The sequence below is a fragment of the Anoxybacteroides rupiense genome (genome assembly GCF_014196195.1).
GTDB classification, from domain to species: domain Bacteria; phylum Bacillota; class Bacilli; order Bacillales; family Anoxybacillaceae; genus Anoxybacteroides; species Anoxybacteroides rupiense.
In genome coordinates, this window is record NZ_JACIDF010000012.1 from 16,918 (window position 1) to 38,644 (window position 21,727).

The following is a 21,727-nucleotide window of genomic DNA, read 5'->3' on the forward strand; positions in this document are numbered from 1 at the left end:
TAACGCTTACGCTTCTTGCTCAATCATTTCATCTTCAATGCCCAATTCTTTTTTGATCCAGTCATATCCTTCAGCTTCTAAGCGCTGCGCTAATTCTGGACCGCCGGATTTCACAATGCGTCCTTGCATCATCACATGCACATAATCTGGCGTAATGTAATTAAGCAATCGTTGATAGTGAGTGATAATTAAACAGCCAAAATCGCTGCTGCGCATTTCATTAACACCTTTTGAAACGATTTTTAAAGCATCAATATCAAGACCCGAGTCGATCTCGTCTAAAATCGCAATTTTCGGCTCTAGCATCATAAGCTGAAGAATTTCATTGCGTTTTTTCTCTCCACCGGAAAATCCTTCATTTAAGTAACGATGAGCCATATCAGAGTTCATTTCAAGGAACTCCATTTTTTCATCTAATTTGCGAATGAACTTCATTAACGAAATTTCGTTCCCTTCTCCAAGACGAGCATTAATGGCAGAACGAAGGAAATCGGCATTCGTCACACCGCTAATCTCGCTTGGATATTGCATAGCTAAAAATAAACCGGCGCGCGCGCGCTCATCTACTTCCATTTCAAGGACGTCTTGTCCATCTAGTGTAATGCTTCCTTTTGTTACTTCATATTTTGGATGGCCCATAATTGCGGAAGATAGCGTTGATTTTCCCGTTCCGTTCGGCCCCATAATGGCATGAATTTCTCCGCCTTTTACCTCCAAATTTACACCCTTTAAAATTTCTTTCCCCTCCACTGATACGTGAAGATCTTTGATTGTCAATACCGCCATAAAAATACCTCCAATTTTCTAAAAGAAGTTTGTGTATCTCATCGTTATTGTGATTCTCATTTTATTCTCATTACAATCTTATAACAAATGAAAGGTATTAGCAACCATTTAACTCCATTAGTATACTTTTTAAATAAAAAAGTTTAATAAGTAAACATATCAAAAAAGCCTCCTATTCTGGAGGCTTTTTCACTAATGTTTTGTCGTCAATTCGGCAATGCATTCTTGAACAAGCGTCACCGCTTGGCTCATCGCTGCGCCTCCCGCAAACGCTACCGCAACGCTGCAAGCTTCCAAGATTTCCTGTTCTGTCGCCCCTTGATCGATACAGCCTTTCGTATGATAAATCGTACAATATTCATCTTGTGTAGCTAGGCTAATCCCGAGAGCGATCAATTGCTTTTCTTTTTGCGACAAAGCTCCCTCCTGAAAGCATGCTTCAGTAAAGGCATTAAATTTCTCTGCCACTGCGGGGATTTTCTGTGTGAAGGCGCCCAATCCTTCTTTATAATGCTGCAATGCCGCTTCTGTTGAAGAATGTGTTGGTTGATTCATCCTCAAGCTCCTTTCAAAATCATAAGAACTGCGGTTATATTATTGACTAAAATGGGAAGATCATATAACTGAATCGAAAAGAAAAATCGGCTTGAACGATCTGGAAGAAATGGTTGCATAATCATCAAGCCCCGTGGTTTCTCATGCTGATTACACCAAAAGTAAGAGAACATTAAAAAGCGGAAGCTCCGCTATGAAGCTTCCGCTTTCTTTATAGTATTACTCAGTTGCTGGAATGACAGCACCTTTGTATTCTTTTTTGATGAAATCTTGAATTTCTTTGGATTGAAGCACTTCGACAAGCGTTTTAATGTCTTTGCGATTCTCATCGCCTTTACGTACCGCAATAATATTCACATATGGATTGTTTTTTGGCGACTCGACAGCAATCGGATCTTTCGCAGGATCCAATCCGGCATCTAAAGCGTAGTTGGCGTTAATCACGACCGCATCGCCCTCATTGTTTTGGTAAACTTGTGGCAGCAAACCGGCATCAACATCGGTTTTAAATTTTAACTTCTTCGGATTTTCTACAATATCCTTAACAGTGGCTTTTGTTTTATCAATGCCGTCTTTTAATTTAATAAGTCCTTTCTCTTGAAGCATGGACAAAATACGCCCGTGATCAGCGACAGAGTTGCTCATAATAATGGTGGCTCCCTCTGGAAGCTCCTCAAGGCTTTTGTATTTTTTAGAATAAATTCCGATTGGTTCAATATGAATACCGCCAGCATTGACAAAATCATAGCCGTTTTCTTTCATTTGTGCCTCTAAGTAAGGAATGTGCTGGAAATAGTTAGCGTCGATTTCTTTATTCTCTAACGCCTTATTCGGCAAAATATAATCCTGGAATGTGACAATCTTTAAGTTGACGCCTTTTTCTTTAAGAATTGGCTTCGCTTTTTCTAAAATCTCAGCATGCGGCACATTCGATGCGCCTACTACTAATTCCTTTTTCTCTTGGTCTCCTTGTGCGCCGTCTTTGCCGCCGCATGCCGCCAACGCGAGCACAAGCACTACCGCTAATAATGCACCCCACCATTTTTTCATCTGTTTTTCCTCCTTTATATTGTTATCTCTTATCTATTTTGGAAGTGACAAAGTCACCGATAAGCTGAATGGCAAATACAATGATTAAAATGAGCACTGTAGCAACAAAGGTCACATCGTTATGACTGCGTTGGAACCCTTCTAAATAAGCAAGATTCCCAAGGCCACCAGCGCCCACTACTCCCGCCATCGCCGTATAGCCAACTAACGCAATAGCGGTTACTGTGATCCCTGAGACAAGAGCCGGCAGCGATTCAGGAATCAATACCTTCCAGATGATTGTCGCCGTTGTCGCTCCCATGGCTTTCGCCGCTTCAATCACACCTTTGTCAATTTCACGCAAAGCGATCTCCACCATGCGCGCATAAAATGGAGCAGCGCCAATAATCAACGCCGGCAAGGCCGCGTTTGCCCCAAGAATCGTACCGACTAGCATCTTTGTAAAAGGAATAAGCAGAATAATTAAAATAATAAATGGGATAGAACGAAAAATATTAACAAAAGCAGAAACGATTGTATGAATGGCTTTGTTTTCCCAAATATTATCTTTGGATGTTAAAAACAGCAACAATCCTAGAATGAGTCCAAATACAAATGTAAACGCCACGGCAACTCCTGTCATATACAGCGTTTCCGACGCTGCCGCCCAAATCGATTCCCACTGAACGTTAGGAAACATGCTACTCATTCGTCATCACCTCCACACCGACTTGTTGCTGACGAATGTAGTCAAGCGCTCTGGCTACTTCCTCATCCGTTCCACTCATATGAACAAACATCACTCCATACGAGCCCTGATGGGTTTGTGAAATCTTCCCTTGCAAAATATTAATGGTTATTTCAAAATTTCGGATCAGTTCTGCGATGAGCGGCCGTTCAGTCGCATGGCCAGCAAAAGTAAGCTGGACAACTTTGCCGTTAGGATATTGGTTGAACAAATGAGCAATCGTCCCTTTCGTTTCTTCAGGTTCCGTAATCTGTTGAACAAACCGTTTCGTTATCATCTGTTGCGGATTTTGAAATACATCCAATACCTTTCCTTCTTCGACAATCTTTCCGTTTTCCATTACCGCCACACGATCACATATTTTACGGATTACATGCATTTCATGAGTAATTAATACAATAGTCAATCCGAGGCGCTGATTAATATCAACTAAAAGCTCAAGAATCGAATCTGTCGTTTGCGGATCCAAAGCAGAAGTCGCTTCGTCGCATAACAGCACCTTCGGGTTGTTCGCGAGCGCCCGCGCAATACCGACACGCTGCTTTTGCCCCCCGCTGAGCTGCGATGGATAGGTATTTTCTCTTCCGTGCAGACCCACAAGATGAATGAGTTCATCCGCCCGCTTTAACCGCTGTTCCTTTGGAACTCCAGCAATCTCTAAGGGAAACGCAATATTGTCTCGGACCGTCCTTGACCAAAGCAAATTAAAATGCTGAAAAATCATTCCGATTTCTTGCCGCGCCTTGCGCAATTCTCTTCCTTTAATACTTGCGATGTCTTGACCGGCAACCATCACTCTTCCATTTGTAGGCTTTTCCAAGCCGTTTAAAAGACGGATCAGCGAGCTTTTTCCAGCACCGCTATATCCAATAATGCCAAAAATCTCCCCTTCTTTAATGTGCAAATTTACATCATTGACAGCTGTTACCGCTCCCTGGCTTGACGAATATACTTTTGTTACATTTTCTAGCGTAATCAAACGCGATTCACCTTCCTTGTTCCAGCAACTAAAAAACCTTTCTGCTCAAGAGAACAGAAAGGTTTTAATATCTCCCATTTCTGTCTCTTATCTCTCAAAGCGAACGCTTTGTGTGAATTGGCACCATTTCAGTCGAATGCTGACGGTTGCCGGGTTTCATAGGGCACATCCCTCCACCTCTCTTGATAAGAGCAGCAACGCTCCTTTATTCAGTTAATGCTTTAATTCATCTAAGAATTATACAAATTACAAAAGTGATTCTATCATTCTATAAAGGAAGGTGTCAACAGAAAAATCATTCCTAATCATAGAATCAATACACAAGCGCCGATGATCCATTCAAAATGCTCTGGCTTAACACAACCTTTTCGGCATCTCCCTCGAGCAAAAGCGCCAGCGGGCCCATCTTGCCCACAAAGCGTTCGTTGTTTGACAAAGACATGCTGACAGTGGACAAGCAAAGGGTTTACAGATTATGACGGAAAAACGAGGAATCGGGCGGCGTTAATCGGTTTTTATTGGATCATCACCACGCCTGTTTTTAATATGTTCTAACCTCTCGTTGAAACTATTGTTTTATCAATATGAATGGACTTCATGACCGATTCAATTGTTGACGGCTATTTTCTACACCTCTGAATACAGCGAACGAATTCCTGTGGCAATGGCGATGGCTTGCTCTAAATCCTCAATTAAGTCTTCGACATTTTCGATGCCGACCGATAGACGAATCAAATCTTCCGTAACTCCCGAGGCCTGCAAATCTTCTGGGCTCAACTGCTGATGCGTGGTGCTGGCTGGATGAATAATTAAGCTTTTGGCGTCTCCTACATTGGCCAAGTGCGACCAAAGCTTCACGTTGTTAATGAGAGCCGCTCCCGCTTCTCTTCCTCCTTTAATGCCGAACACCACAACGGCTCCCGCTCCTTTCGGCAAATATTTTTCGGCCAAATTCTTGGCTGGATGCTTTTCGTGTCCAGGATACAGCACCCATTCTACTGCCGGATGGCGATCTAAATAGTCTACAATCCGACGCGTGTTAGCAATATGCTCTTTCATGCGTACATGAAGCGTCTCAAGCCCTAAATTAAATTGAAACGCATTAAATGGGCTAATCGCTGGTCCAAGATCCCGCAGCAATTGCACACGAGCCTTAATGATATAAGCAGCCGGACCTAAAGCTTCTGCATACACAAGATTGTGATAGCTTGGATCCGGAGTTGTAAATCCCGGAAATTTAGGAGAATCCCAATTAAACTTTCCTCCGTCTATAATAATGCCGCCAAGCGTTGTACCGTTTCCAAGCAGCCATTTAGTAGCTGAATGAACAACGATATCCGCCCCATACTCAATCGGACGGCATAGATATGGAGTGGCAAACGTATTATCAATAATGAGAGGAATACCCGCTTCATGCGCAATGTTGGCTACCGCTTCAATATCTAGTACGTGCAAACTTGGATTACCAATCGTTTCTGCAAAGATCGCTTTCGTTTTTGGCGTAATGGCAGCACGAAAATTTTCCGGATTAGCGGGATCAACAAAATGCGTTGTAATCCCATATTTCGGAAGGGTAGTGGCAAAGAGGTTATAGGTACCTCCATATAGCGTTGAAGCTGACACAATCTCGTCTCCTGCTTGCGCTATATTTAAGATCGCAAGCGTGATTGCGGCCATGCCGCTTGCTACTGCAAGACTTCCAATTCCTCCTTCTAATTGTGCCACTCTTTCCTCAAAGACTGTGGCGGTCGGGTTATGAATGCGCGTATAAATGTACCCTTCTTCTTTCAATGCGAATAAGTTGGCTGCATGCTCCGTATTGGCAAATTGATAAGCGTTCGATTGATAAATCGGAACGGCTCTTGCTCCTGTCACAGGATCTGGACTTACCCCCCCATGCACCGCCAGCGTTTCTAAACGATATGATTTTTCGCCCACTGTCATCCTCTCCTTTTTATAATCAAATGAAAACCCCCTCTTCATCATAAGAAGAGGGGGAAATTTCCTTTAACTCTTCTTATCTGCCAGAGCGATACACTCTGCTGGAATTGGCACCGTGTCAAACCGGTTGCCGGGCTTCATCGGGCCAGTCCCTCCGCCACTCTTGATAAGAACTTGTTTATTATTTTATTTTTCTGAATAATAACACTGTTTTTTTATCATGTCAATAACATTTCGTGATTTCATATTCAAGAGGCATAACGATATGGTTTAGCTAAATGAAGAAGCGATTCTAATAAAAGCATGTGACGAAAGCTACCGGAAACCACTAATTCTTTTAAGCGGAGCTGCTGCTGCAATTTAAGTTCACCTTTCAACAGACTAACAAGCGCCTCTTTCGACCCTCTAATGGTTAATATCTTCCTTTCATCAGCTTCCTGCGCCAGATGAACTCCCGTTTTTGAAATGGCGAAAATCAGTGTTTCTGCATCGCATTCAAAGCGAATGTAGAGTTCCTCCTCCGGTAAAATCGGCAACAGATGGTGCAACGTCTGTACACGTTCCATAAATTTTTTAGTTAATTCATAAATCTTCATCGTTTTCCCGCCTCTCCATTATCCTTTTCTCTCATTTATTTCCATAGAAAAAGGCATAATTCCTTTATAAACTTGTCGACAAATCATCAAGAAAACGTACACGATTTTTCATATTTCCCGAGAAATATGTCAAAAAAACTCTAAATAAAAAAGCAAGCCCCCAAAGGCTTGCTTCAATCTATACGGATACCAACACTTCTGCACAATCTAAAATGGACCCATCTACTGTTTGTTCTTCTCTTATCCATAAATGCATGCATTACGGCTTTTGCAATTCTTGAATCACCTCATATAAATATGGGACAGATTGAAATGCATATAACTTCTTTTTCATTTCCCCGTTTCTAAATAACAGCAGGCAAGGTACACTTTCAATTTCCCAGCTGACCGCTCGATCCGGCATATAGTTAATATCGGACTTCCGAAAGGCTACATGAGAAGTTAGCTCTTGAACAATGCTGACCATGCGATTCGCCAGCTGGCATGTGCCGCACATCGGTGTATATACATACAAACATACAAACTCCTCCTGCTGAATGAGTTCATCTAATTGCTGTATCGTTACTTCTTCCACACTTCTTCACACCTTTTACCAATCATCTGCATGCACATCAATATTAGCGCTCAGCAGCACCGTTGCAATATGTTTTTTAGGTGCTGCGGCCACCTCTCGATACATGCGATCGATATATAAATGCTCCGCCTCAGGAAATTCACGGCGCAGCTGCTTTCGCAATCGTTCTCCCGCTTCATCCGAATCCACTAAGATAAACACTTCTTTATCATACAGCTGATCAATCCACTCATCTAATTTGGCACGGCTGATCGTCCCGTTTGTGCAAATGATTTCAACGGAATCTTTAATCATGCCCTCTATTTTCTTTTTGTCGGAGCGCCCCTCGACAATAATTACTTTTTCTTTATCCATCATGATCATCACCTAATGAAAAGAAGTTATGTATATTGTATTCCATTCGCTCTTTGTTTTCTACCTTCCTGCCTCCAAAAATAAAACAGCCTTGAGATCGGAGAAAAAATCCATGCTTGCTTTAACCATTCACTATTCATATAAAAGATATAACGCCGCGGCATTATTAGCCACGGCGTGCTAGAATCGATCTTATTCTTGGTTAATCATTTGCTCATATTGTTCAGCCGTCAATAAACGATCGATTTCGCTTAAATCAGTCGGCTCAACAACAATCATCCATGCCTTCTCATATGGAGACTCATTGACAAATTCAGGATTGTCGTTTAATTCTTCATTAATTTCAACAACTTTTCCACTGATAGGGGCATACAGCTCAGAAACCGTTTTCACTGATTCAACACTGCCAAACGGCTCGTTTGCTGTAAGTTCCGCACCTACCTCTGGAAGCTCAACAAATACGATATCTCCTAACTCGGATTGCGCAAAATCAGTAATTCCAATTCGAACTTTACCATCTTCCACACGCACCCATTCATGTTCTTCAGAATAGCGCAATTCTTTTGGTGTGTTCATGATTTATGTCCCTCCAACAGCAATGTATTCTTTTTAATAATAACTGATTTTTTTGAAAAACTCGACTGTATTCGTTATACTTGTCCAAAAATTTTTTCATAAGCTTGCTCATCAAATCCTACTACCACATGCGTCCCATCTGTTGCAATCGGCCGTTTAATCAGCATGCCATCCGATGCCAATAGTTCAAGCAGCTCGTCGTCAGTCGCTGTGCTGATGCGATCTTTTAATCCTAGCTCCCGATACCTCATGCCGCTTGTGTTAAAAAACTTTTTGAGCGGAAGCCCGCTTTGTTGATAAAGCTCTCTTAATTCATCTTTTGTTGGTGGATGTTCGGCAATATGTACATCATTCACTGCGATGCCGCGCTCCTCTAACCATTTTTTCGCTTTTCGGCAAGTGCTGCATTTCGGATACCAGTAAAAAGTTAACATGATCGTTCATCACCCTCTATAAACAAAGTACCAGACGCTTCGTCTGGTACTTCTCATTATTACACAATATAACGTTCTGCTTCAATGAGCGCGGCCGCCGCTTCGCGTTTTTTGGCAATGACATTGATTGGCGTATGGCGCGTAAGCTTGCGCAATGCCGATAGCATCATTCGCAGCATATCTCCTTGCTCAACCGCTACAATCGTTTCTTTTGCATGTGCTTCGATTTCATTAAATGCTTCCTGGCAGAAAATTTCTGTATATAAAATTTTTTGTTTATTTTTCTCTGCTCCAAATTTTTGAATCGCCTTTTCTGTGCGAAGAAGCGCTGATTCCATCGCATAAATATTGCTGACAATGTCGGCAATATTCACTAGCACTTCTTGTTCTTTCTCTAGTTTCGGCCCAAATTTCTGCACGGCTAGGCCGGCTGTCAACAGAGCAATTTTTTTCGCGTTCCGCACCAAATATTTTTCTTGCTCTAGCAATCCATCTCCTACTTCTTCCGGCATTAGCATCATGAGCTCTTCTTGCAGCTTTTGCGCTTTTTGCAAAAGAGGAAGCTCTCCCTTCATCGCTTTCCGCAAATACGTTCCCGGTACTAACAGGCGGTTGATTTCATTCGTTCCTTCAAAAATACGGTTAATGCGCGAGTCGCGATACGCCCGTTCAATTTCATATTCCTGCATAAAACCGTAGCCGCCATGAATCTGTACCCCTTCATCCACAATGTAATCCAATACTTCCGTTGCAAAAAATTTATTCAATGAACATTCAATGGCATATTCAGCAATAGATCTAGCAATTTCTTTTCCTTCTTTCGCTTGTTCGGCATCCAGCTTGCTCATGCGCTCCTCAAATAATCCAACTGTGCGATATACCGAGCTCTCCGCAGCGTATAGTTTTGATGCCATCGTCGCAAATTTTTCTTGTGTTAATGAAAATTGGGAAATTGGCGTTTTAAATTGCTGGCGCTGATTCGCATATTGAATCGTCACCTCTAGAGCCCGTTTGGAGCCGCCAACCGCTCCGACACCTAATTTATAACGGCCAATATTTAAAATATTAAAAGCGATGACATGCCCCTTTCCAATTTCCCCTAATAAATTCTCCTTCGGCACAAGGGCATCTTGTAAAATTAATGTGCGAGTGGAAGAGCTTTTAATTCCCATTTTCTTTTCTTCTGCTCCGGTAGACACCCCAGGAAAATCACGCTCTACAATAAAAGCCGAGAAATGCTCGCCATCCACTTTAGCATAAACGACAAACACATCCGCAAACCCTGCATTGGTAATCCATTGCTTCTCTCCATTCAAAACATAGTGAGTGCCTTCTGCATTCAGCTTCGCTGTCGTTTTCGCCCCTAGAGCGTCCGAACCGGAGCCCGGCTCTGTTAAAGCATAAGCCGCTATCTTTTCACCTGTGGCCAATGCCGGCAAATATTTTTGTTTTTGCGCTTCTGTTCCAAATAATACAATAGGAAGTGAGCCGATTCCTACGTGGGCGCCATGCGAAATCGAAAATCCTCCGGCCCGCGCCATTTTTTCGGCAATTAATGCTGAGCTGATTTTATCAAGCGACAAACCTCCATACTCTTCCGGTACATCCGCGCTTAAAAGTCCAATTTCTCCCGCTTTCTTTAGCAGTTTAACAGAACGATCAAACTCATGATTTTCTAAGTGCTCTAACTGAGGCAACACCTCATTGATCACAAATTCCTCTGTTGTTTTGGCGATCATTTTATGCTCATCTGTAAAATCTTCCGGAGTAAACACGCGTCCGCAGTCTACCTCTTCAATTAAGAAGCTGCCACCTTTCACCACATTATCCATCGCTTTTGCCATTGCGTTTCTCCCCCTTGTTTTTATGTGAACAATCTTGATATCATCTGCTCGGCCCTACTCCAATAATTCAAATACACCAGCGGCTCCCATGCCGCCGCCGATGCACATCGTAACAATACCAAATTGCTCATGCCGGCGGCGCATCTCATGAAGCAAGGTCAGCGTTAATTTAGCCCCTGTGCATCCGAGCGGATGCCCGAGTGCAATCGCTCCGCCATTGACATTGACTTTTTCTTCATCTAGACCGAGCTCCCGAATCACTTGAATCGCTTGTGAAGCGAACGCCTCATTTAGCTCAAATAATCCGATATCGGAAAGCTCTAATCCAGCAAGCTTTAGCGCCTTTGGAACAGCAGCAATCGGCCCGATTCCCATCACTTCTGGAGGGACGCCTGCTACGGCGAATGAACGGAATTTTCCAAGAGGCTTCAAGCCAAGCGCTTCTGCCTTTTCGCGATCCATCACCATGACCGCTGCTGCCCCATCGCTTGTTTGCGACGCATTTCCTGCAGTGACTGTTCCATTAACGGCAAACGCCGGGCGCAGCTTTGCTAATATTTCTTTGTTCGTTTCCGGACGAACACCTTCGTCTTCAGCAAATACGATCTGTTTTTCCGTAAGTCGGTTATTTTCAACCGTACGGATCGTGACATTCACCGGAACAATTTCATCCACAAACTTCCCGTCACGGATCGCTTGGGCTGCCCGCTGATGGCTGCCTACAGCAAACGCATCCTGTTCTTCGCGGCTGATTCCATACTTCATAGCCACTTGCTCTGCTGTATGTCCCATTGACATATAGTATTCTGGAATGTTTTCAGCAATTTTTGCATTCGGCCTCACAACATGCCCCAGCATGGGGACAAGACTCATTGATTCAACGCCGCCAGCGATAATCGTGTCAGAGTGGCCAAGCATAATGCGTTCCGCTGCATAAGCAATCGCCTGCAGCCCTGATGAGCAATAGCGATTGATCGTAATGGCTGGAACAGTGTAAGGGAGACCTGCCAATGCCCCTATGTTGCGGGCTATATTTAGCCCCTGCTCCGCCTCCGGCATGGCGCAGCCAAAAATCAAATCATCGATGTCTCCATCATAATTTTCCGCTCTCTTTAATGTTTCTTTCACAACAAGCGCGCCTAAATCATCTGGACGCATATGAGCAAGCGTCCCTTTTTTCGCCTTTCCGACCGGAGTACGCGCTCCCGCTACGATGACTGCTTCTCTCACAATCTTCCCCCCTGTTTCTATATAGGCTTTATTTAAGATTTTACGAGCATGAATGCCTTACAGCATCCAAACCATATTCCACGCAACTTCGATGAGAGCAGCGGATCATAAGCCAGTCAATCCATCCCCTTGCTATTGTTAAGAGAAAGCCCCCTGTGCTCATTTGATACGGCCGCATATCTATGTTTGTTATTTAGTTGCGCAGCGGCTTTCCTTTTACAAGCATATGCTGCATCCGCTCCTGCGATTTTCTTTCTCCTACTAAACTTAAAAACGCTTCTCTCTCTAAATCTAATAAATATTGTTCATCTACCTCCGTACCGTACGGCACTTTTCCTCCAGCAATGACATAGGCAAGCTTTTTGGCAATCTTTACATCATGCTCTGTAGCATAACCGGAAAGGTGCATGGATTGAGCAGCTAAAAGCAATGCTGCGTATCCAGACTCGCCTACGACCGGAATCTTTTTGCGCACAGGCGGCTGATAACCGCTGTCGTATAGAGAAATTACAGCCTGTTTGGCATCATAAAGCAAATGGTCACCATTCATCGTAATTCCGTCTTGTCGATTTAAAAAATTCAGCTCGCGAGCTTCCAACGCCGATGTAGATACTTTGGCCGTCGCAATCGTTTCAAACACTTTATTCGCCACTTTTTGCAAATCAAAGTCCACACCATTCGGCAGGCTGTTTAAATATTTAATATATAGTTCCTTGTTTCCACCGCCGCCAGGAATCAACCCAACACCAACTTCAACTAATCCCATATACGTTTCTCCTGCCGCCTGAATGCGTGCGGCCGGCAAGCAAATTTCCGTACCGCCGCCAAGCGTCATCGCAAAAGGAGCAGCAACCACTGGCTTTGGACTATATTTAATATTCATCATCGCCTGCTGGAACTGTCTCACAACGAGCTCAATTTCAAAATAATTATCATCTTGGGCCTCCATTAAAATCAGAGCCAGATTAGCACCAACACAGAAGTTTTTCCCTTGGTTTCCAATGACAAGGCCTTTATAGTTGCGATCGACTTCCTCTAGCGAGTCGTTGATCATTTGGACAATATCAAGGCCGATCGCATTATTTGGTGAATGAAACTCTAATAGCGCAACATCATCCCCTAAATCAATCAAGCTGGCACCGCTATTTTTTTTGATAACCCTGTTTTCTTCTTTTAACCGTTTAAGATGAATGACTTTTGGATTCTCTGAAACAGGCTTGTATTCTCCCTTGTCATAAACTAAAACTTTTCCGTTTTCTCGCTTATAAAAGGATGTATGCCCCGCAGCAAGCATTTGAGCAACCCAATCAGGAACGTTCTTTCCTTCTTCTTGCATTTTGCGAACAGACGCTTCCACACCGATCGCATCCCATGTTTCAAACGGGCCAAACTCCCATCCAAATCCCCATTTCATTGCCCGGTCAATGGCGACAATATCATCGGCAATTTCCCCTAGCAGTTGTGCCGAATAAAGAAGGACCGGGCTTAAAATATTCCAAAGCAATTCTCCAGCACGGTCATCGCTATATACAAGCGCTTTCAATTTATTGCTTAATCCTTTAGCCTGCTTGCTCATCTCGACCGCTGGTGTTTTTAGTTTTTTGCTTGGTTCATATTCCAGGGTTTCATAGTTTAATTCTAAAATGTCCTTTCCTTTTTTGAGGAAAAATCCTTGTCCTGCTTTGCTGCCAAGCCATCCTTTTTCCAGCATTGCTTTCATAAAATCAGGAGTGCGAAAAACCTCTTTTTCCTCTCCGTCCACTTTTTCAAATACATTGTTCGCTACATGAATAAATGTATCTAAACCAACGACATCCAGCGTGCGAAACGTAGCGCTTTTCGGACGTCCGATTAACGGCCCTGTAACCGAGTCAACCTCGCCAACGCTGTAGCCTCCTTTGATCATTTCTCGCACTGTTACTAGCAGCCCATACGTTCCAATGCGATTAGCAATAAAATTAGGCGTATCTTTAGCAATGACGACTCCTTTCCCAAGCACTTCCTCGCCAAATTCCTTCATAAAGGCAACAACCTCTGGATCAGTGGCTTTCGTCGGAATGATTTCCAGAAGTTTTAAATAGCGGGGCGGATTAAAAAAGTGAGTCCCTAAAAAATGCTTTTTAAAATCTTCCGAACGTCCTTCAGACATGGCTTCCACTGAAATACCAGACGTATTGGAACTTACAATGCTCCCTTCTCTTCTGACTGCGTCGATTTTAGCAAACAGCTGTTTTTTTATGTCTAAATTCTCCACCACTACTTCAATGATCCAATCAGCCTCCGCCAGACGGTGTAAGTCATCTTCAAAATTTCCGGTCTCGATGAGCGCCAGCTTTTCTTTCGCCATCAGCGGCGCCGGTTTTTGCTTCAATAGCTTTTGCAGAGCCTGATTCGCCAAGCGGTTACGAACAGCTTTATGTTCAAATGTAAGACCTCTTGCTTCCTCCTCCTTTGTTCGTTCACGCGGCACGATATCAAGAAGCAAGGTTGGAATGCCGACGTTCGCTAAATGTGCGGCAATGCCGGAGCCCATTACTCCAGAGCCTAATACCGCGGCCCGTTTAATCCGTTTGACCATGGCAACTTCCCCCTCCAATATATTGAATGAATAATCATTCATTTTCTCTCAAAAAAAATATTGGCTGACTATTATTCTTATAATTAAAATATAAAGTATCTTTTAAATTTTCGCAATATATATGCTTAACAATTTTTGTCTAGAGTATAAATTATTTTTTTCAGCCAAGCTAAAAACGGAGGTGATAGGGATGGCAAAAATGCAGAAGAACCCGTCTAAAGCAGCCGTCAGCGCCGCAAGTGTCAAAGGAAACGCAGGACCAAATGTCGAGATGGATGGAAGCGGGAAAAAAACAAGTCAAAATCAGCAATATAAAAAAGCAAACATGCAAGGAGAGTAACGATACTTGCTATAGCTGGGCAATACATGCAACAATGATCCATACAACTTGATCCTTCAACATTCACTTCCACTTGAGAAGTCGATGGTTGAGCGATCGAACAGCCCCCTTTCGGACAGCCGGATTTGTCTGAAAACGGCCTGTTGATTGGGCTGGCGGTCACGCTTTGGCGTAACGGCCGCAAGTTACCGACTTGCCTTTCGACCGTAAGTTTTATTGACACCATTCATTTATTCAGTAGATATAGCGTAAGGACCATAAACGAATCGATGGGATCTAGCACCACGAGTGAACGATATAAAGGGGCTGCCTTCTAATAATAGGCAGCCCCTTTTGGATAGAGCAGAAAAATAAAAGCGGAATCAAACGAAGAAACAAAATCGCGAATTTTTTTCTTCATTCACTGTTAAAAGCTTAACCACATGAGATAGGTACGGCCCTTCCCAAATAACGAACGTTATCATTCTGTTCAAGGGAAGGGGCAGAAAAGCTTGTGTTTACCCATATCATGCTGTGATTTTTATAAAACAATAAACCATGGATATTTGTGCCTTTACTATTTACGCAATATTCCTTTGATAACAAATGCTACATTCGCTGGGCGTTCAGCAAGACGGCGCATAAAATAGCCGTACCAGTCCGTTCCATACGGTACATAGACACGCATGGTGTATCCTTCGCGAACAAGCTGTTCTTGTCGTTCTGGGCGAATTCCGTACAACATTTGAAACTCAAATTGATCATTTGGAATGTTATATTCCTTTACTAGCTGCTTCGTATATTCAATAATCGCATCATCATGAGTCGCTACCGCCGTATAGTTTCCATTCAGCAGATGCATTTTAATAATTTTTTTGAAATTATCATCAACATCTTTTTTCTCAGGAAACGCTACTTCCTGCGATTCCTTGTACGCTCCTTTAACAAGGCGCAAATTCGGATGGTAATCTTTTAAATCTTCAATATCGGATTCCGTACGATATAAATACGCTTGCAATACCGTACCCACATTATCATATTCTTTTTTCAATTGCTTAAAAATATCCAATGTTTTTTGGCAACGTGAATAGTCCTCCATATCAATGGTAACAAATACGCCGTTTTCTTTTGCCGCATCTAGAATCCGGCGCATATTTTGCATCACAAGCTCATCAGAAATGTCTAGTCCCATTGATGTCATTTTTAAGGATAGCTGGGAGTTCAACTTCTCTCTTCCAATTGCGCGAATGGCTTCAATAGAATTGTCAGCCATTTCATTCGCTTCTTTTGCGTTATCAACAAACTCTCCTAAATAATCGATCGTCACTGCAAGCCCTTTTTTATTTAAATCTTTAATCACTTCTACAGCACGTTCAATCGTTTCTCCAGCTACAAAGCGAGAAGCCCCGAAGCGCAACCCGTATTTTTTCGCCAATTTTGTCAATGTTTTATTTTTTGATAAAAACAAAAAAAAGTCACGCATCAATTGCTCCATCTTACTACCTCCTTATTTCCGTAAACGCCTTCATGTACTATCTACGATGATTTTAGCATGTTTTTTTATAATTGAATATCTTTTTTCGACAAAATTCGCCTTTATGTATATTATTCCACAAACCGGATAATCTACAACCGAGTCATTGATACCATATTTATAAAAGGAGTGGAACCTTATGCAACAGCAACCCATCCAACAGCAGGCTGCTATGCCTCAGCCGCCGCAAATGATTTCATCAAAAGATGCCATGTATTTCACAGATATGATGTCTGGGAACTTGCTCGCTATGAAAAAAGCGCACTTTTTTGCATCGCAGTGCCAAGATCCAGAAGTCGCAGCTGCTATCGAAAGAGCTGGACAAATGCATCAACGTCATTATGAGCAAATTTTACAACACTTGAAAAAGCAACCAAATCCATCCATTACATCATCTTTTCAATAAGGAGGGAAAATAAATGAACCAAGCATCTATTCAAAATCCAGAAACACAAGTGGCTAAAACACCACAAATGAACGACCGCGACTTTTTAAATGATTTATTAGCCACTGAAAAGTATATGACCTCTTCCTATACTACATTTTTACACGAAGCAAGCCACCAACAATTATATCAGGATATGCTTCATATTTTTACTGAAACGCAAAATTGCCAGCGTGAACTGTATAATCTTATGTTTAAAAAAGGATGGTATAAGCTTGAAGCGGCAGATCAGCAAAAGCTGCAACAATCTTATCAGCAATTCCAAGGATATACGAATCAATTTCCATATCAACCAAATGTTCAATAAATGTTTCCCCCGTATAAAACGTACGGGGGAAACACTCATTAATACCAATATCCTCCATAAGGATATGGACCATACGGAGGAAACGGGCCATATGGTCTTGGGTATCCATAAAAAAGCGGTGGAATTAACGCGCTCCCGACTAATCCTCCTAACAGTCCTCCTAAAAATGGGCCACCGAAAAACCATCTCGTTTCATAAGGGTTTGCCCGAATCATTACGGTTCTCCTCTCATCAGTCCATATTAGCGCTTGATTCACCCTTTCCTATTTTTAATAGTAATAAGGGTATCCGAAAAATGGAGATCCGCCATAAAACGGAGGAACCAATGCGCTGCCTAATAATCCTCCTAAAAAACCTCCAAAAAAGGGACCGCCACCGAAAAATGGACGTGGACCAAAAAATCCCCATGGACGAACTCCCCATCCCCAAGGACGTCCCCAAACTCTCGTGTCTTGACCAATAAAATTATTCATGTTGATTTTCCTCCTCATCTTTCATAAATTCCCACACTTCATACATATGTCAGGCAAGTGCGGAGAGCGTGGGCGAATGTCCCATTTTGAGCAAATAAAAACTTCCGCTTAGAGTATAGGGAGCTATCTATATAAACGATGAATGATTTCAGCATTCAATCCATTTGCGAATGATATAGAATCATCCAATAAGCAGAATCCCATGTTGGCAACGCTCGAAAGCAAGTGCGTGACTTGTCTCCAAACAGCCGCTTCCAGACAAATGAATTTGTCTGGAAGCGGTATTGTTCAATTGTTGAACCGTCGAAATCAGTGATCATCCGCTTACTTGAGGACAAATATTGATATATCAAGCTGTTAATCTATCTAAATACCAGCCGGTTTGTCAACCTAAATCTCTATGCATCATAACACACATGGTAAAAAGTTACGTTTTATCCACGTCATAATAGGCAACCCTCTGCTCTTGCTTAAGCAACGATTCCACGAATCATGATGGAAAGCATCTTTTTGAACGCTTCAGCATCATCTACGGTATCTCCATGAAGCACAGCTTTGTATGCTTCTGCTCCTTTTGCCACATTCACGTATCCTATCTCCGTGTGAACAAACTAACACAGACCATTTTTTCTTCCGCATGAAAAGGTCATTCTCAGCAAAAACGATCTCCCCCTGAAGCTCACCTTGATCTGATTAACATTGGACAATAAACAAGTTTTTCCTTTATACTAATAGATAAATGATAACTATTCTCAACTAAGGAAGAAAGGATGCTTTACGTTGCGAGATGTTCACAATACGGCTCTTTTAGCCATTTTATTTTTTGTTTTTATCCCTATCATTGTTTCATACAAACAATCATTAAACTTAGAAAAGGATATCCTTTGGTCCTCGTTAAGAGGATTTGTTCAACTCCTGCTGCTCGGGTATTTTATTTCCTATATTTTCTCCTTTAAACACTGGTATGTCATCATAGGTTATGTATTGGCTATGATTATTGCTGCTTCGCTGAATGTTTCTAAAAGAGGGATAGAATATAGACGCACATTTGCTTTTGTATTGCTGGGAATCTCTGCATCTGTCGGCTTTTCTATTTGCTTATGGCTTATGGTTGGCGTCATTCCTTTCCAAGCTCAATACATCATCCCGGTCGGCGGAATGTTTTCGGGAACAGCCATGGTGGCTGCTAGCGTAGTTCTAGAAACGATGAAAAAGTCAGAAAGTACAGATGAGAAGGAAATGAAGCGGAACGCTATAAAAATCGCCATGATCCCGACGGTTGACACGTTAAAAACAATGGGGCTTGTTCAAATTCCCGGAACAATGACAGGGATGATTTTAGCCGGGGCTGAACCAATCGCTGCAGTCAAATATCAAATTTTTATCGTCTTTACCCTTATGGTTGTCGCTGCTATCGCCTCCATCATCGTTTGCACATGCAACTACCGTGTATTTTTCTATCATTCTCATCCGGCGCGGCAAGAAGCAAGCGCAGGAAAATAAGGTTTGTAGAAGCTGACGGCTTTACTCTCCATCGTCGTTCCCATATCCTTGATGCTTTCTAGCAGCTCTTCTATTTTCCGTTAAAGAGCTGCCGCATCAACTGTCTGTATTGCTCTCCTGCCCCATCAGCGGCTGAAAGTAGGGACATCGCCCTTATGAAACAAAACAGCGGACCATGACTCGGTTTTACAAGATGATATGGCCGGCGTTCAATAAAATCAGCAGGGACCCCCTGCTGGTGTTAGTTCTGTCTATGATTATGATTGGAGTAAGTCACTCCACGATTTTTCTGGTGTCTTTAATGTGATCTCACTGAAAAATGTATGGAGACGCTGCTTCCATGTATGGCATTTAGCACATCGTTCTTGTCCGGCACGGGCAATCGCTTCAGCCTCGTCAGGGTGATCTAAATAGTAACGAATTTTTTCAATTAAATCCTCTTTATTTTTATATCCGACAATTTCTTTATCATATTCAAAAAACTGACGCATTTCATCGAAATACTCTGTAAATAACAACCTTCCCGTAGCCACCGCTTCAAAGACACCAACTTTCACATTCGTATACCCTGCACCTGTTTTTGGAAAATTGACGACCATTTTCGCCGAATGCATCGCTTGAAACCATTTCTCGCCATATACAGGACCTTCCGATTTCAAAGGCCATCCTCTTCCAAAAATTTTTGCTTGAAAAATATCTTGAAGCGATTGGGCAATTTCTAATCGATTGGGCCGATAATGGCCAATGATTGAAATATCTGATTGGTACTTGGCAACAGGCTCTCGTGGAATAAAAAAGCGCGAGTCGATCCCAAACGGCATATAAAAAGTATTCGTTATCCCTGCTTTCTTATATTGCTTATAGGATAAAACTGAATTCGTTGTGTGGTAATCAAATTTTCCAACGAACTGCCTGACAGTCGGATACACATCCGGATCGCTTAATGTTATTCCAATGACCGTGCAATATTTTTTGACTTCTTCTAGAATCTCCGGCTGAAATGTCAATCCCCCGGCACAAAACAGAAGGATATCTGGTTGAAAGCGGGCCACTTCTTCCTTAATAGCTGGCCATTTCACATACACAGGTCCATGGCCGCCAAAACGACGATAAGGATTATAAATGAGATGGGGTCTTAGCTTTAAATTGATCTCATGCACTTGATAGCCATTTTCAAGCAACCCCATTTGAATGCTGCGGACAATTCCTGTTTCTCCCTCTGTATACCTGCCAATAAATACGATTTTTAACGGACTGCTGTCCATCCTTACATCCCCCCAAGCATTTTCATTAGAACGGTTTGATTGATCCGTTCTCTCTCTTGCAAAGCGGTAACGTTATCTTGAATCAACTGGCGATGATTTTGAGGGTTGGTCAGACAGTCTTCGATGATCATGCGGAGAGAGGATACATCGATCTTTTCAATAGGAAAGCAATATGGCTTTAAATCGAGTTCTTGATAAAGACCGCTTACTTTGTCATCATAGGATAACCCGATGCTTGGCACTCCTTCGCTCAAAGCAAAAATACTGGCATGAAGCCGCATCGCAATCATTAAATCCACCCGTTTACAAACCGCTTTATACTCTGCTGGAGAACCGTCGTACGGCAAAATTAAGGAATCTCCTTTTAATCGTTGTGCAAGTGTCCTTGCTTTTTCCAATTCTGACGGCAGCTTATTAAAAGTCATGATCACAAAGGTGACCTCATATCGTTTAGAAAGGTGGTTGAGTATGGAAATCAATTGATACTCTGCTTGTTTTGCACTTTTACGATCATAGGACCATTGACGCAAATTCAGCCCAATATATTTATGTGACGGTGTTCTCTTTACAAATGGAGCAACAGATGTGCTGCGAGCAGCAGGCAATATAATCGCTGGATCAGCGGACAGCTGATGTTTCGTGATTCCTAACGAAGTTAATAGCTGAAAAGAGGTTGTATCTCTGACCGTAATTTCATCAGCAATCTCACCAATCCACTTCATGGCTCGCTTCGATTCCTCGCTCGCTAGCGGACCGATTCCAACAGCATATAACATGGTTTTGACATTTAGCATTTTCGCTAAAATAATGGGAGCTGAGTAATAATTTAATGCTCCTTTTTGATCGCTGAATAAATTTTCTGGTGCAAAAGTGTTATAATCTTGAAACAGTCCTCCGCCTCCGACAATCAATAGTGCACTTTCTTTTAAAGCTTGAGTAATCCGCTTAAAATTTAGGCCATAAATATAATCGATTTTTTCATCTCCATAATACGCTTTTATGTTTTTAGACCAAGCAATCACTACGATTTCTATTTGATGGTCGACTTGTTTAAGCGTGCGGATAATAGAATGAAGAATAGCGTCATCTCCAGCATTTCCAGCTCCATAAAAACCATGGATTAATACTTTCATCATAACATCACCCTTTTCTTTTTATAAATACAAGGAAATGGTTCGACATCCATAAACCTTTCTTGTTTATTCTTTTCACCTACTGAAACGGATAGCGGTAAAGGCAGAAGGCTAAGCAATCCATTAGATTTTGCAACACACACATGGGGCGTGATCATTGTTTCTGTTTCATATTTTCATAGAAACAAACTTCTTTGTTAGCTCAATTAATAAAAATGGATGACCAACGTTTATGATTATATTTATATTGCTCTTTTCTATTTTCGGAACGGCAGAAAACCTAGAATATCCTTGGAACATATCGCTCTGCGCATTTTCATACTTTCGCAGCAAGACTGGAAACCTACATATACAACTAGAAGATTGAACTTATAGCTGATTGGAAAGAAGCAACTCTATTTTTTCGACGGTCGGAGGCAGGTCATAGACTTCCCTCCATCACTCCAGCGTGACAAATGACCAAACAACGAACCCCTTTCAGATAAATGCATTGGTCTGATAGCGGTGTTGTTCGGTCATCCAAC

General features: G+C 42.2%; 23 protein-coding genes and 2 riboswitches. Of the genes, 4 read left to right on the forward strand and 19 right to left on the reverse strand.

Going from position 1 to position 21,727, the window contains the following annotated elements:
• Nucleotides 1-6 precede the first annotated feature (6 nt).
• The 14 genes from sufC to GGQ95_RS15915 form a co-directional block, all read right to left on the reverse strand.
• Nucleotides 7-786: a Fe-S cluster assembly ATPase SufC gene (gene sufC, locus GGQ95_RS15850; protein ID WP_066148818.1), complete on the reverse strand. Its 780-nt coding sequence runs from the start codon at nucleotides 784-786 to the stop codon at nucleotides 7-9.
• Nucleotides 787-978: 192 nt separating this feature from the next.
• Entirely contained in the window at nucleotides 979-1,341 is a 363-nt protein-coding gene (locus GGQ95_RS15855) for a carboxymuconolactone decarboxylase family protein (RefSeq protein ID WP_066148816.1), read from the reverse strand.
• Nucleotides 1,342-1,560: 219 nt separating this feature from the next.
• Complete coding sequence (locus tag GGQ95_RS15860) at nucleotides 1,561-2,391, reverse strand: MetQ/NlpA family ABC transporter substrate-binding protein (protein ID WP_080862751.1); 831 nt, start codon at nucleotides 2,389-2,391, stop codon at nucleotides 1,561-1,563.
• Between the two features lie 22 nt (nucleotides 2,392-2,413).
• A complete protein-coding gene (locus tag GGQ95_RS15865) occupies nucleotides 2,414-3,079 on the reverse strand; it encodes a methionine ABC transporter permease (RefSeq protein WP_066148813.1) in 666 nt (221 codons plus the stop codon).
• Nucleotides 3,072-4,097, reverse strand: coding sequence for a methionine ABC transporter ATP-binding protein (locus tag GGQ95_RS15870; protein ID WP_183187133.1), 1,026 nt, complete (start codon nucleotides 4,095-4,097; stop codon nucleotides 3,072-3,074). The genes GGQ95_RS15865 and GGQ95_RS15870 overlap by 8 nt, the downstream gene beginning before the upstream one ends.
• An 84-nt stretch (nucleotides 4,098-4,181) precedes the next feature.
• Nucleotides 4,182-4,289, reverse strand: a riboswitch (SAM riboswitch).
• Between the two features lie 435 nt (nucleotides 4,290-4,724).
• A complete protein-coding gene (locus GGQ95_RS15875; RefSeq protein ID WP_080862753.1) occupies nucleotides 4,725-6,041 on the reverse strand; it encodes an O-acetylhomoserine aminocarboxypropyltransferase/cysteine synthase family protein in 1,317 nt (438 codons plus the stop codon).
• Between the two features lie 70 nt (nucleotides 6,042-6,111).
• A riboswitch (SAM riboswitch) is annotated at nucleotides 6,112-6,211 on the reverse strand.
• 75 nt (nucleotides 6,212-6,286) lie between these two features.
• The gene (locus GGQ95_RS15880) at nucleotides 6,287-6,634 is read right to left on the reverse strand and encodes an SCP2 sterol-binding domain-containing protein (protein ID WP_066148808.1); all 348 of its coding nucleotides are present in this window, start codon (nucleotides 6,632-6,634) and stop codon (nucleotides 6,287-6,289) included.
• A gap of 259 nt (nucleotides 6,635-6,893) precedes the next feature.
• The gene (locus tag GGQ95_RS15885) at nucleotides 6,894-7,208 is read right to left on the reverse strand and encodes a thioredoxin family protein (RefSeq protein WP_066148806.1); all 315 of its coding nucleotides are present in this window, start codon (nucleotides 7,206-7,208) and stop codon (nucleotides 6,894-6,896) included.
• A gap of 15 nt (nucleotides 7,209-7,223) precedes the next feature.
• Nucleotides 7,224-7,565: a toprim domain-containing protein gene (locus GGQ95_RS15890; protein WP_369815524.1), complete on the reverse strand. Its 342-nt coding sequence runs from the start codon at nucleotides 7,563-7,565 to the stop codon at nucleotides 7,224-7,226.
• Nucleotides 7,566-7,754: 189 nt separating this feature from the next.
• Nucleotides 7,755-8,138, reverse strand: coding sequence for a glycine cleavage system protein GcvH (gene gcvH / locus GGQ95_RS15895; protein WP_044742760.1), 384 nt, complete (start codon nucleotides 8,136-8,138; stop codon nucleotides 7,755-7,757).
• A gap of 74 nt (nucleotides 8,139-8,212) precedes the next feature.
• Nucleotides 8,213-8,572 (reverse strand): arsenate reductase family protein, encoded by a 360-nt coding sequence (locus GGQ95_RS15900; protein ID WP_066148804.1) that lies wholly within the window; start codon nucleotides 8,570-8,572, stop codon nucleotides 8,213-8,215.
• Between the two features lie 59 nt (nucleotides 8,573-8,631).
• Complete coding sequence (locus GGQ95_RS15905) at nucleotides 8,632-10,416, reverse strand: acyl-CoA dehydrogenase FadE (protein WP_044742762.1); 1,785 nt, start codon at nucleotides 10,414-10,416, stop codon at nucleotides 8,632-8,634.
• Between the two features lie 54 nt (nucleotides 10,417-10,470).
• Nucleotides 10,471-11,646, reverse strand: coding sequence for an acetyl-CoA C-acetyltransferase (locus GGQ95_RS15910; RefSeq protein WP_066148800.1), 1,176 nt, complete (start codon nucleotides 11,644-11,646; stop codon nucleotides 10,471-10,473).
• A gap of 193 nt (nucleotides 11,647-11,839) precedes the next feature.
• The gene (locus tag GGQ95_RS15915; RefSeq protein WP_044742764.1) at nucleotides 11,840-14,224 is read right to left on the reverse strand and encodes a 3-hydroxyacyl-CoA dehydrogenase/enoyl-CoA hydratase family protein; all 2,385 of its coding nucleotides are present in this window, start codon (nucleotides 14,222-14,224) and stop codon (nucleotides 11,840-11,842) included.
• A 190-nt stretch (nucleotides 14,225-14,414) separates the two neighbouring features.
• Here GGQ95_RS15915 and GGQ95_RS15920 point away from each other — a divergent pair, with 190 nt between their 5' ends.
• Entirely contained in the window at nucleotides 14,415-14,564 is a 150-nt protein-coding gene (locus tag GGQ95_RS15920) for a YuzL family protein (protein ID WP_080862757.1), read from the forward strand.
• Between the two features lie 556 nt (nucleotides 14,565-15,120).
• Here the strand turns inward: GGQ95_RS15920 and GGQ95_RS15925 are convergent.
• Complete coding sequence (locus tag GGQ95_RS15925; protein ID WP_044742765.1) at nucleotides 15,121-16,038, reverse strand: proline dehydrogenase family protein; 918 nt, start codon at nucleotides 16,036-16,038, stop codon at nucleotides 15,121-15,123.
• Nucleotides 16,039-16,216: 178 nt separating this feature from the next.
• On the opposite strand from GGQ95_RS15925, the gene GGQ95_RS15930 reads away from it, so the two are divergent.
• Nucleotides 16,217-16,483: a hypothetical protein gene (locus tag GGQ95_RS15930; RefSeq protein WP_183187134.1), complete on the forward strand. Its 267-nt coding sequence runs from the start codon at nucleotides 16,217-16,219 to the stop codon at nucleotides 16,481-16,483.
• A gap of 13 nt (nucleotides 16,484-16,496) precedes the next feature.
• Nucleotides 16,497-16,829 carry a spore coat protein gene (locus tag GGQ95_RS15935; RefSeq protein ID WP_044742767.1) on the forward strand — a complete coding sequence of 111 codons (333 nt, stop codon included), beginning with the start codon at nucleotides 16,497-16,499 and terminating at the stop codon, nucleotides 16,827-16,829.
• 38 nt (nucleotides 16,830-16,867) lie between these two features.
• Here the strand turns inward: GGQ95_RS15935 and ymaG (GGQ95_RS15940) are convergent, their stop codons facing one another.
• Both ymaG (GGQ95_RS15940) and ymaG (GGQ95_RS15945) read right to left on the reverse strand, forming a co-directional pair.
• Nucleotides 16,868-17,044, reverse strand: coding sequence for an inner spore coat protein YmaG (gene ymaG, locus GGQ95_RS15940; RefSeq protein WP_172798659.1), 177 nt, complete (start codon nucleotides 17,042-17,044; stop codon nucleotides 16,868-16,870).
• A 54-nt stretch (nucleotides 17,045-17,098) separates the two neighbouring features.
• A complete protein-coding gene (ymaG, locus tag GGQ95_RS15945; protein ID WP_066329558.1) occupies nucleotides 17,099-17,302 on the reverse strand; it encodes an inner spore coat protein YmaG in 204 nt (67 codons plus the stop codon).
• 780 nt (nucleotides 17,303-18,082) lie between these two features.
• On the opposite strand from ymaG (GGQ95_RS15945), the gene GGQ95_RS15950 reads away from it, so the two are divergent.
• Nucleotides 18,083-18,805 (forward strand): ABC transporter permease, encoded by a 723-nt coding sequence (locus GGQ95_RS15950; RefSeq protein WP_183187135.1) that lies wholly within the window; start codon nucleotides 18,083-18,085, stop codon nucleotides 18,803-18,805.
• Between the two features lie 257 nt (nucleotides 18,806-19,062).
• Here GGQ95_RS15950 and GGQ95_RS15955 read toward each other — a convergent pair whose 3' ends face one another.
• Together GGQ95_RS15955 and GGQ95_RS15960 are read right to left on the reverse strand one after the other, a co-directional pair.
• Nucleotides 19,063-20,070, reverse strand: coding sequence for a CgeB family protein (locus GGQ95_RS15955; protein ID WP_183187136.1), 1,008 nt, complete (start codon nucleotides 20,068-20,070; stop codon nucleotides 19,063-19,065).
• A gap of 2 nt (nucleotides 20,071-20,072) precedes the next feature.
• A complete protein-coding gene (locus tag GGQ95_RS15960; protein ID WP_183187137.1) occupies nucleotides 20,073-21,203 on the reverse strand; it encodes a polysaccharide pyruvyl transferase family protein in 1,131 nt (376 codons plus the stop codon).
• Nucleotides 21,204-21,727: the final 524 nt, after the last annotated feature.